The following is a 12,764-nucleotide window of genomic DNA, read 5'->3' on the forward strand; positions in this document are numbered from 1 at the left end:
AGTTCCCCGAAGAGCGGCTGCGGTTCATGGCCGAAGATAGCGGCATCCGCCTGATCTGCGCGCAGCGGCGCTGGCTGTCCGCGGCGGAGAAGGCGGCGCCGGCCGTCGAGCGGATCGATCTGGACGACGCGAGATGGCGGGAAGGCATGGCGGAAGCAAACGTGCCGGATGTGGATGCGCCGGATGCGGACGTGCGGGTCGCGGATGCGCTGGCAGACGGGCTCGCGCTAGGGGGCGCGTCCGCCGCATCCGCCGCGTCGCCGGATGGGCTGGCCTACATCCTGTATACGTCCGGCTCGACGGGACGCCCGAAAGGCGTCATGATCCGCCACCGGTCGGTGGTCAACCGGCTGCATTGGATGCAGAAGGCGTATCCGCTCGGCGCGGACGACGTCATCCTGCAGAAGACGCCGTACAGCTTCGACGTCTCCGTCTGGGAGCTATTCTGGTGGATGCTGGCAGGCGCCTCCGTCGCGTTCCTACCGCCGGGGGCAGAGAAGGACCCGGGGCAGCTGATCGAAGCGATCGCCCGCCGCCGGGTGACGACGATGCATTTCGTGCCGTCGATGCTGGCGGCGTTCCTGGAAACGGCGCACGCGGAGCCGGTCGGGCAACTGAAGGAGAAGCTGGCGACGCTGAAGCGGGTGTTCGCGAGCGGGGAGGCGCTGCACCGGGCGCATGCGGACCGGTTCTTCGCGCTCACCCGTACGCTTGGGCTTGAGGGCGCGAAGCTGGTCAACCTGTACGGCCCGACGGAGGCGACGGTGGACGTGACGGTACACGAATGCGAAGCGGATAGCGCGCTGGATTTCGTGCCGATCGGCCGGCCGATCGATAACACGTCGGTGTATATCGTCGGCGGACAAGGGCAGGCGCAGCCGATCGGGGTGCCCGGGGAGCTGTGCATTGCCGGGATCCAATTGGCCCGGGGATACGCGAACCGGCCGGAGCTGACGGCGGAGAAGTTCGTACCGAACCCGTTCGTTCCTGGCGAGGTGATGTACCGGACGGGAGATTTGGCGCGGTGGATGGAAGACGGTCAGGTACAATACCTGGGCCGGATCGACGACCAGGTGAAGATTCGGGGGTACCGGATCGAGCTTGGGGAAATCGAGCGGACGCTGCTGCTGCACGAAGCGGTGTCGGAGGCGGCGGTCGCGGTACGGGACGATGGAGCTGGCGACAAACGGCTGGTCGGCTACGTGGTGGCGGACCGGGCATGCACGTCCGGGGAGCTGCGCGCGCACTGCGCCGGGCGGCTGCCGGATTACATGATTCCGGCCACGTTCGTTCAGCTCGCATCGATGCCGCTGACGGCAAGCGGGAAGGCGGACCGCAAGGCGCTGCCGGAGCCGGAAACGGAGATGGCGACGGGAACGGCCTACGCGGCGCCGGAGAGCGAGACGGAGGAGAAACTGGCCACCCTGTGGCGGGAGCTGCTGCAGCGTGAGCGGGTCGGCACGGGCGACAACTTCTTCGAGCTCGGGGGCAATTCGCTGCTGTTGATCCGGATGCACAAGATGCTCGAGCAACGAATCGGCGGGAACTTGAGCGTAACGGATTTATTCGCTTACCCCACCATCGCCAAGCTTGCGGCCTACATCGATCGGCAGAGCGGCGAACCGGCGGGCATCTCCATCGTCCCGCTCGGCGTGCCTGAACGTTGGCGGCCCGTTCACCGGCACGCGCGGACGGGGGATTATCTCCGTCTGGCGCTCAGCCCGGCAACCGTTCAACAGCTCCGCCTTATCGCCGAGTTCGAACGGGCCGAACCGGATTTGACGTCGCTTGGCCTGTGGATCGTCGTCTTGGCCCAAATGTTTCGGCAGCCGAGGTTCGACCTGCCGGTGTCCGGATTCGGTCGAAGCGTCAGATTGGCGTCGATCGACTTGAACGCCGTGAACGGATTTTCCGGACTGCTCGATTCCCTTCGCGCGCTGCCGTTCGGCGGCGGAACCGGCGCGCCCGATCTTCCCGATCCGGATGCCCGGGGAGCGGATGCGACCGTTATTCCGATGTATCGCAAATGGCCGTCGGAGGAGCTTCCGAAGCCATGGAAGCAATGGGCGGATTTGTCGATCGTCGTTCGGACGGAAGGGCCGGAATGGACGCTCGAAGTCGAGTACGACGCGGGGAAGCTCCGCAAGGAGAACGTCAAGGAGCTGCTGCAGGCGTTCCCGATGTTGTGCCGTAGCATGGCGAATGATTTGCAAGCCCGAGTCCGAGAACGGCCCGCCGCATTCCGCAAGGAAACCGCCGCGGGCCACAGGGAGGAACCGAAATGACGAGAGTCGGATTGTTGTTTCCCGGTCAAGGCTCCCAATATGCCGGGATGGGGAAATCCCTTGCAGAGCGTTATCCCGTCGCGCGGGAAACGTTCGAGGAAGCAAGCGACGCGCTGGGCTGGAACGTCCTGCGGCTTTGCGCGGATGGCGATCTGGCCGAGCTCACGGAGACGGAGAACGCCCAGCCCGCGATTCTGACGCACAGCGTCGCGGCCTTTCGGGTGTTGACGGAAGAGGGGGCTATCCGGCCCGCGATCGGAGCCGGACACAGCCTGGGAGAGTTCTCGGCGCTGGCCTGCAGCGGAGCGATCGCTTTCGCCGATGCCGTCAAGCTCGTCCGCAAAAGGGGAGAATTCATGCAGGCGGCCGCCCGGAGCGGATCGGGGGGCATGGCGGCCGTCGGCGGAATTTCCGGCGAACGGCTGGAGAAGCTGCTTCTGCAAGCGAGCGAAGCGGATTCTATCGTCGTGCTTGCCGGGATCAATTCACCGGATCAGCGGACCGTATCGGGACACCGGGATGCCCTCGGAAGGCTGGAAAAGCTTCTGTCGGACACGGACGCGGACGCAAGCGCGGATTCGCCGGTCCGCTTTACCCCGCTGAACGTAAGCGCGGCGTTTCACAGTCCTTGCATGGAGGAAGCGTCGGAGCGGCTGCGGGAGCAATTGGAGGCTTGCGTCTTTCAAGCTCCCCGCTGGCCGGTCCTGTCGAACGTGACGGGCCGGCCGCATGACGGCGATCCGGGAAGCTTGATCCGGCTGCTGACCGCCCAAATGACGGAGCCCGTCCGGTGGTTGAGCTGCATGGAAACGATGCTTGCCTTCGGAGCCGATCAGACGGTCGAGACAGGGCCGGGACGGGTGCTTACCCGACTGTGGAAGTCGTTCGCGCCGAACGCCGATGCTTGGCCGGCAGACGATTCGACGGAATTGGCAAACCGTCTCGGCAGGCGGCTCGGCCTTTCGGAACCGACGCGCGGTTCAGCCGCGGCCTTCTTGCCCCGTTGTCTCGGCATCGCGGCGGCTACGAGAAACCGCAATGCCGATCCGGATGCCTATCGCAGGGGCGTGCTCGAACCGTACCGCGAAGTGGAGAAGCTGGCGCGAACCGGCTCCGTTCCGACCGAAGACGAGCTTCGCCTGGGATGGGATATGTTGCAAAGCGTGTTCGATACGAAAGGGACCGAGCCCGAAGAAAGGCTGTTCAGACTTTCCGGTCTTATCGAAGAGACGGGTACCTCGCATCTGTTTACATTTAATAAAGGAGGCGTTGCGAAGTGAAATCCAAGCTGTCGACCCTAGTAGGATCCATTGTGTACGCAGCCGTCTATTTGCTCGCGTTTTGGCTCGTTACGGTATTGCACGACGCGCTGCTGCTGAAGCCTTACCCGGATTACCGGGCGTTCATGGATCGCAATATCCCCGTGTTCCTGTGCGTCGTATTCGGTATCGCGTTCGTCCTTTTTATACTCTTATCCAAGGTTTATTTCTTCATCACGAACGGAAATCGTCCGGGCATTCTCCGAACCGCGCGATTCGCCCCCTTGAAAGCGGGACAATGGGCGCAAATCGCCGTGATCGGCGTCGGTTGCACGTTGCTGTTTCTTGCCGTCATGAAGCTGTCATGGGTTCGGAACCATACGCAGGATTTCGAAAACTACGTCGACACGTTCAGCAAGGCCGATCAGTTCATCTACGTGCTTGTCGGCGTCGGATTTCTGGCCGTCTGCTTCGAGGAACTGCTATTCCGGGGCATCGTGTTCAATTCCTTGCGCGCCGGCATGCCCGTCTGGCTGGCGTTGCCGGTTACCTCGCTGATTTACGGCTATTTTCAGCCTTCTTTTTGGATCAGCGTCACGTCGTTTTTCCTCAGCGTGCTCTATTGCCTCGTCTATCTCCGGATGAATTCGCTGTGGGCTTCCATCGGAATCGGCGCGATCGTCAACTGCCTGATCATGATCACCCGGGAATGGGGACTGCACGAAGCGATGGCCAAGCTGCCCGACTTGCTGCTGCTAGCGATCGCGGTTGCCTCTTTGCTGACGATTGCCGGAACGCTGGCATTCATGTACAAAGGGGCCGCTTTCGTGAAAAAATACGCGGTCATGCTCGGAAACCTGGCCGTTTACGTCGGCATTTACTACGGGCTGCTGCAATTGCTGGTCATCATCTGGGAGCAGGCCGTGCTGCCCAAATACCCGGAGCTGCGCGATCACGGCATCATCGGGTTATATACGAACGCCCTGCTCGCGATGCCGCTCTATTATTTCGTGCTGAAACGGTTTTACAAAAAAGATTTGATCGCCATTGCCCAGTTCCGCAGAGCCGGAGTCAAGACGCACGCGCTGAACGTTGCGCTGGCGGTGTGCATGGCGCTGTGGGTGATGAGCCTGTTCAGCATTCCGCAGGTCAAGGAGGCCGCTCCGGGCTTCGAGAGCATCGTCGGTTTTTTCCTCGCGCAGAATGCCTGGGTCTTCTTCAGCTTCTTCGTCATAAATTCGGTGTACAAAGAAATTTTGTTCCGGGCGTTGATCTTTAACGAATTGCGAAGAGCGCTGCCGCTGCCCGCGGCGATGATCGTCACCGGCGTTTTCTACGGCATTCTGTTTTTCTCCGGGGACATTCCGCTCATGCTGTACGGGACGGCCGGCGCCGTCATTTTCGGATTGATCTACGTGTGGTTCCGTTCGATCTGGCTGACCATCGTTAACGAATTCGTGCTATTCGCCGCTTACTATATCATTCGGCATAGCGAAGGATTGCCGGAGGGCGGCGTTTTGTACGCGGTAATGGGCGTCAGCTCCGCGGCGATATTGGCGCTCTTGTACGGGCTGTGGAAAATCAGTAAGCCTGCCGCCGACATCCGGCCTGCGGCGGAGAATGTGCGCATAGGTGCCTGACCGGGCGCTCGCGACGACAATCATGACGGTACGGGGAGGAATCGGATTGCTGGGAAACGCATGGTGGGAAGGTGTAGGCGCATCGGACGAGCGGACGGAAACGGTGGAGGAGACGTCCCATCGGGACATTGCCGTCATCGGCATGGCGGTCCGGCTGCCGAAAGCGGACGACGTCCGCGAGCTGTGGGACCGGGTGGCGGGTCGATTCGACGCCGTCGGCCCGTTTCCCGCTTCGCGCCGCAAGGACGTGGAATCGCTTCTGTCCGGGACGAAGCTTCCGGGCGGGACGGCGTCTTACTACGACGGCGCTTATTTGGACGAAATCGACAAGTTCGACTGCCGGTTTTTCCGCCTGTCTCCGAAAGAAGCGGCGCTCATGAGCCCCAATCAGAGGCTGTGGCTGGAAACGGCATGGAGCGCGATCGAGGACGCCGGTTACGGCGGGCGCAAGCTGGCCGGCAGCCGAACGGGAGTCTATATCGGCTACAACGGCGACGCGTTCCATGATTATAAACGGCTGATCGCCGAGAGGGACCCGGCTTCGCTGTCGCTCGCGATTCCCGGCAACTTGTCTTCGATCGTGGCCGGCCGAATCTCGTATTTGCTGGATCTCAAAGGCCCCGCCATGACCTTGGATACGGCTTGCTCGTCCTCGCTCGTCGCGCTTCATCTGGCCGTGCAGGCGCTCCGCGGCGGGGAATGCGAGCAAGCGCTCGTCGGCGGGGTCAAAACCTATTTGCTGCCCGTCGATATGGGCATCCGTATCGGCATCGAATCGTCCGACTTCCGGGCGCGGACGTTCGACGATTCGTCGAGCGGCACGGGCGGCGGCGAAGGCGCCGCGGCGGTGCTTCTGAAGCCTCTCGGCAAGGCGCTGCGCGATCGGGACGCCGTCTATGCGGTGATCAAAGGAAGCGCGATCAATCAGGACGGCGCCTCCATCGGCATTACCGCGCCGAACGGGCGCGCGCAGGAAGAGGCGATCGTTCGCGCGTGGCAGGACGCGGACATCGATCCCGAAACGATCGGCTATATCGAAGCGCACGGCACGGGCACGCGGCTCGGCGACCCGATCGAGATCGACGGCATGACGCGGGCGTTCGAACGCTATACGGACCGGAAGCAGTTTTGCGCGGTCGGCTCCGTCAAGACGAATTACGGCCACCTGGATACGGCTGCGGGCATCGTCGGACTGGTCAAAACCGCTCTCGCCTTGCAGCATCGGCAGTTGCCTCCGATGCTGCATTTCCGGGAGCCGAACCGGGACATTCCGTTCGCGGATTCCCCGGTCTACGTCAGCGATGTGCTGCGTTCGTGGGACGGCGGGGAATCTTCTTCGCCGCTCAGGGCGGGCGTCAGCTCGTTCGGCATGAGCGGGACGAACGCGCATGCGGTGCTGGAAGAAGCTCCGCTTACCGAGGGGCGGCCACTTGCGGAGGATGACGGTCGGCTCTGGACGCTGGCGTTGTCGGCGAAGACGGAAACGGCTCTGATCCGTATGGCCGGAAGCTACGCCCGATTCCTGGAAGAGCCGGGCGGGCAAGCCGTTTCGTTAAGGGATTTCTGTTATACCGCGAATACGGGGAGGGGGCATTACGAATATCGGGCCGCGTTAACGGCCGGTTCGCCCGGCGAGCTACGGGAGAAGCTTCGGATGCTGGAGGAGGCGCTGCGGAACCCGCAGACGTCGTTGGGCTTGGGCGGATGGGGTTCGGTCCGCAGCTTGGACGGCATCTGGCTCGGGCGGACGGATGGAGCCGCGATTCCCATGCTTGTAGAGGTGGAAGAAGCGTTGACCTTTTCACCGGAAAAGCTCTGCCGGACCTACGCGGAAGGCGGAAGCTGGGATTGGGAGACGCTGTATGCGGAAGAAGATTGCCGGAAAATCCATTTGCCGGCTTATCCCTTCGACCGGACCCGGTGCTGGGTGGAGGAGGAAGCGTCGTCGTTCGCTCATTATCGCTATCCGGAACAGAGCGCCGACGATATCGCGGCAATGGCATCGACGGCAGTCGATCCGAGCAAACGCACCGTCCGCCTGACGGGCAGGGCCGAAGACGAATATTCGGTTACCGAGCTCGCCGTCGCCGGCGCATGGGGAAGTGCGCTAGGCTTTACCGAAATCGGGATAGGCGATCATTATTACGAATTGGGCGGAGACTCCATCCTTGCGCTGCGAATCGTCGGCCAGTTGAGCGAGCGGTTCGGCAGGGAGATCGGGATCGCCGATCTGATGCGTCATCCGACGGTAGCCGCCCTGTCCGCTTACATCGACGGGGACGCGACGTCCTCGGAGGGTCGGACGAAGGCGGAACGTTCGGGCGAAGATACGGGCGAAGAAACGCCCGTTTCCGCCGTTCCGGACGTCCATCCGTTGTCCCGGGCGCAGCTCCGCATTTTCCTGGCTAGCCAGCTTGCCGGAGCCGAACTCCGCCACCATATGCCGCTCGCTTATGCCGTAGACGGACCGCTGGATGCGGAACGGCTGCGGGCCGCATTCGTCAAGCTGGCGGAACGGCACGAAAGCTTGCGGACGACGTTCGAGTGGTCGGACGAGGGCGAACCGCGGCAGCGAATTCAACCGTTCCCGGTCGTACAGGTGGAACAGTCCCGCGTCGATTCCGAAGCCGAGTGGCCTTCCTTCGCGGCTTCCTTCGTCAGGTCTTTCGACTTATCCCGTCTGCCCCTGTTCCGGGTCGGCGTCGCCACGGCGTCGCCGGACAGGCATTTGCTGCTGCTCGACACCCATCATCTGATCTCGGACGGCGCCTCGCTCGCGCTGCTGCTTCAGGAGATGACGGCCTTATACGACGGCCGCGCGCTGACTCCCAAAAACGCGGATTACCGGGATTTCGTGCGTTGGCAGCGCGAACAGGCCGACAGTCCGGCTATGCGGAAACAGCGCGCTTACTGGCTTGAAGAAGCGCTCGCCGGCCCGCTTCCGCAGCTGCGGCTACCGCTCGATTTTCCGCGCCCGAAAACGAAAACTTCGGCCGGAGGCATTTTCCGCTTCACGATCCGGACCGAGTTGGTTGAGGGGCTTCAGCGGTTAGCCAAAGGGCGGCAAGTTTCCCTTCATACGGTCCTGTTCTCGCTATATAGCCTATTGATGAGACGTTACGCCGATCAGGAGGAGCTTATCGTCGGGTCGCTCGTGAACGGGCGGGATCAGGCGGATTTCCGGCAAACCGTCGGCGTGTTCATCAATTTTCTGCCTGTGCGGATACGGGTCCGCAAAGACGTGTCTTTCGGCGATGTGCTGGACGAAGTCCAGAGGCGCACGCTCGATGCCTACGCCAACGGACAGTTTCCGTTCGACGAGATGGCGTCGGCTTTGAACGCGGGAGCGAACCGCTCGCGAAATCCGCTGTACGACACGATGCTCGTGTTTCACAATCATGCCGCGGGCGGCGAGCGGTTTGTGTCCGGCGGCTTGGCATTTTCCGAGTATGCGCTTGGACGGGATACGTCCGCTCTGGACGTGAAGCTGGATTTGTTCCCCGGATCCGGCGGCGAGCTGCGGGGCGTAATCGAGTATGATGCCGGCTTGTTCCGGGAGGCGACGATCGCGCGCCTGTCCGAACATTTCGTCGAGCTTGCGGCCGCGATGGCCGAAGACCCCGACTCTCCGGTCGGAAGCATTCGGCTGTTCGAAGCGGAGGAAGAAGCCGATCTCGACCGAAGGAGAAAGCTGAACGACGGGCCGCTTCCCGAATCGAAACGCCGGCTGGACGTGCGGATCGCGTCGACGTTCACGTCGGAGCCGGTCGCCAAGCCGCTTCGGCGATGGCTCGGCCAATTCGGAATTCAGCCCCGGTTGACGTTCGCTCCTTATAACCAGATCGTTCAGCATCTGCTGAACGATGAATCCGCGTCGGCGGAAGACGCCGCCGCGACGGTGCTGCTTATCCGGCCGGAAGACTGGCATAACTCCGATAATGCGGCATCGGCGGACGACGGATTGGACCGATTGGACGCCGATTTGGACCGCATCTTCCGGCTCATCGGAGAGCGATCGAACAACGGCCCGCATTTCGTCGCGCTGATGCCGTTCGCCGAGAATGGTCCGTACGGCAGACTGCCGGAAGAGACCGTCCGGCAGTTTCGCGATCGCTTGGAAGCCCGCGCTGCCGCGGCGGCGAACGCGAGCTTGCTGGATTTCGCCGATACGGCCGCCCGTTACCGGGTTCATCGCGCCTACGACCCGGTAGCGGACGAGGAAGGTCGCATTCCTTATACGGAGGAATACTTCGCCGCGATCGGAACGGAAATCGCCCGCGCCTTGATCGGCGCGAACGGCCATCCGTTCAAGGTCATCGTCGTCGATGCCGACAATACGCTGTGGCGCGGCGTGTGCGGGGAAGACGGCCCGACGGGCGTGACGGTATCGCCGTCCTACGCGGCTTTTCAGCAGCTGCTGCTGCGCAAGCGCGGCGAAGGCATGCTGCTTGCGTTGTGCAGCAAAAACAACGAAGCGGATCTGTGGGACGTATTCGACCGCAATCCGGGAATGGTGCTTCGCAAAGAGCATTTTTCCGCCTGGCGGGTTAACTGGAATGCTAAGCCCGACAACGTCCTGAGCCTTGCCGAGGAACTGAATTTGGGCTTGGACAGCCTGATCTTCGTCGACGACAACGCTGCGGAATGCTTGGGCATGATGGCGGAATGTCCGGAAGTGTTGACGTTGAAGCTGCCTGAGGAAGACGAGATGCCGGCTTTTCTGGCTCGCGTGTGGGCGTGGGATCGTCTGCGCGTGACGGACGAAGACCGGATGCGGGCGGCGAATTACGAAGCCGAGCGCCGGCGGCAAGAGGCAGCGCGGCCGGAGGTAACGCTGGAAGATTACTTGCAAAGTCTCGGGCTTAAGATCAGCATGCGTCCTTTGGCTCCCGAAGAGGTTGAACGGGCCGCCCAACTGACGGTTCGGACCAATCAGTTCAATCTGAACGGCGTCCGCCGGACGGAAAAGGACATCCGCGGCTTGATGCAAGCGGACGGCGCTTTCGTGCGGATCGTCGAGGCGGCCGACCGGTACGGGGAATACGGCCGGATCGGACTGGTGTCGGCAACCGTGCAAGGCTCCGCGCTCGTCGTGGACGCTTTTCTGCTCAGCTGCCGCGTGTTGGGGCGGGGCGTCGAGCAAGCCGTATGCGCCGGCTTGAAGCGGTTTGCCCTCTCGCGCGGTTGTACGGAGCTTCGCGCTGCGTTCCGCCGGACTGCCAAAAACCGGCCTTTCGAACGTTTCCTGGAGGAGTCCGGGTGGATGAAGAGCGAGGCGGCGGGGCAAGAAGCCGGAGAAATCGGAGAGATCGGAGAAGCCGTTCCCTTCGCGATCCTTCTCTCCCAAGTCGCCGACGTTCCTAAGCACGTCGCTTATTACGAAGGGATATCTTTCGCGACGGAGGAAGCTTACGGGCAGACGGCGGCCGGGGAGCCGGAGCGGGGGCCGTATTTGCCGGTACGGGAATCAGGACCGGCTGAAAGCGGGATAAAAACGTACGATTGGCTTCTCCCGTTCGATAACGAGGAGCGGCTGCTTCACCGGGCTTATTTGCTGCCGCTTCGTTATCCGGAAGCTTCCGACGTCGTGGCCCTCCCGGACGCGGACGGGCATTCGGAGGAAGGGAGCCGAGATCCGAAATCCGTGTACGAGGCGCCCGCCGACGAGACGGAAGCCGCGGTCGCCCGTCTGTGGGAGAAGCTGCTGGGCGGCGGGCCGTACGGACGAAACGATCATTTCTTCGATGCCGGCGGCGATTCGCTGCAGGCGGCTTCGCTCGTCTCCTTTCTCGTTCGGACATTCGGCAGACGGGTGACGCTGGCCGATCTGTTCGACAACGCTCGGCTCAAGCAGATGGCCGCCCTTTTGACAGGGGACGGGGATGCGAAGCTTCTTGAGGAAGGCGCAATACCGAATGCGCCCGAAGCTGAGCTGTATCCGGTATCGTCCGCGCAGCGAAGAATGTATTTTCTCCAGCAATTCGAGCCGGAGGGAACGGCGTACAATATTCCGACGGTGCTGATGCTGACGGGAGAAATCGATCGTGAAAAGCTTCGGCGGGCTTTCCGGCAGCTAGAGGAGCGGCACGAAGCGTTAAGAACGTCCTTCGTCCTGGTTGACGGCGAGCCTTACCAAAGGATTGGCGCTCCGGCCGATATCGAGCTCGCGGAATGGGAAGTCGAGGACGGCACGAGCGTCATAGACGGCACGGTCGGAGAACCGCTCAAGGAAGCTCTCCGCGCCTTTGTCCGTCCGTTCGACCTGCACCGGGCGCCGCTGTTCCGCGTCGGCTTGTTCCGGCTGACGGAAAACCGGCACGCCATGGCGTTCGATATTCATCATATCGTGGCCGATGGCGTTTCCGTTAACGTGCTCATGGAAGACTTCCTTCGGCTTTACGGGGGGTATGTGCTGTCGCCTCCGCGGCTGCAGTACAAGGATTATGCCGTCTGGCAGCGCTCGGAGAAGGAAACGGCTCGGCGGGAGGAGCAGCTGCAAAGCTGGCTGGAGCGGTTTGCCGGGCCGATTCCGAAGCTGGAGCTGCCCGCCGATCATCCGCGCCCGTCCGTGAAAAGCACGGAAGGGTCTCAGCTTGTCGTAAGCTTGGGCAAGGAGCAGACCGACGCTTTAAACAGGCTTGCGCAGCAAACCGGCGCGACGCCGTTCATGGTGCTGCTGTCCGCCTACGCGGCCTGGCTTATGAAGCTTTCCGGGCAGTCCTACGTGGTCATCGGCACGCCCGTCGCGGGAAGAGTCCATCCCGATACCGAAAAAACGGTCGGCGTCTTCGTGAATCCGTTGGCCCTTCGGATCGCGGCGGACCCCGGCCATACGTTCGAACGGTTGCTGGCAGTCGTAAAAGAAGAGACGCTACGCGCGCTCGAACGGCAGGAAGCGCCGTTCGAGGACGTGGTCGAACGTCTGCGGGTGGAGCGGGATTTAAGTCGCAATCCGCTCTTCGACACGATGTTCTCGATGCTGAATATGGCCCACGCCGATTTGTCCGCGGCGGATATCGCCGTGAAGCCGGTGCCCTTCGATTTCGGAGTGTCCCAATTCGATATCGGCCTGTCGGCGCTGGAGGAGGAAGACGGGCTGGCGCTCACGGTTCAATATGCTTCCAAGGTCTTTCGTGCGGAAACGATGAAACGCTGGGTGGAAGCATTCCGGATTTTGCTGCTGGGAATCGTCGAACAACCGGCCGCCAGGTTGGCCGACATCGGCTTGTTGTCAGACGAGGGGCGGCGTCAGGTGGTCGAAGCGTTCAACGACACGAAAGCCGCGTACCCGGAGGAGCTGACGTTGCCGGAGATGTTCCGCCGGCAGGCGGAGCGGACGCCGGAGCGGACGGCCGCCGCGTTCGAAGCGGAGCGGCTGACGTACCGCGAGCTGGACGAGCGCGCGAACCGGATCGCCTGGACGTTGCTGGACGCGGGGCTTGCGCCCGAGCAACCCGTCGGCCTGATGGCGGAGCGTTCACCGGAAATGCTGGCCGGGCTGCTCGGCATCCTGAAGGCGGGCGGCGCCTACGTGCCGCTGCCGCCGGAGTTCCCCGAAGAGCGGCTGCGGTTCATGGCCG

At 62.5% G+C, this 12,764-nt stretch carries 4 protein-coding genes; all 4 read left to right on the forward strand.

The window, feature by feature from the left end; all coding sequences use genetic code 11:
- Positions 1–2,285, forward strand: a 2,285-nt coding sequence (locus ACFPPD_RS20395; RefSeq protein ID WP_378083100.1) for a non-ribosomal peptide synthetase, incomplete at its 5' end; no start/stop codon positions are given.
- The gene (fabD, locus tag ACFPPD_RS20400; RefSeq protein WP_209749161.1) at positions 2,282–3,565 is read left to right on the forward strand and encodes an ACP S-malonyltransferase; all 1,284 of its coding nucleotides are present in this window, start codon (positions 2,282–2,284) and stop codon (positions 3,563–3,565) included. The genes ACFPPD_RS20395 and fabD, both read left to right, overlap by 4 nt.
- Entirely contained in the window at positions 3,562–5,184 is a 1,623-nt protein-coding gene (locus tag ACFPPD_RS20405) for a type II CAAX endopeptidase family protein (RefSeq protein ID WP_209749160.1), read from the forward strand. Before fabD ends, ACFPPD_RS20405 begins: the two co-directional genes overlap by 4 nt.
- Positions 5,185–5,230: 46 nt before the next feature.
- Positions 5,231–12,764: type I polyketide synthase (locus ACFPPD_RS20410; protein ID WP_378083104.1), on the forward strand; the 7,534-nt coding region annotated here is incomplete at its 3' end.

Origin of the sequence: Cohnella suwonensis, from assembly GCF_042655365.1 — a bacterium.
Taxonomy (GTDB): domain Bacteria; phylum Bacillota; class Bacilli; order Paenibacillales; family Paenibacillaceae; genus Cohnella; species Cohnella suwonensis.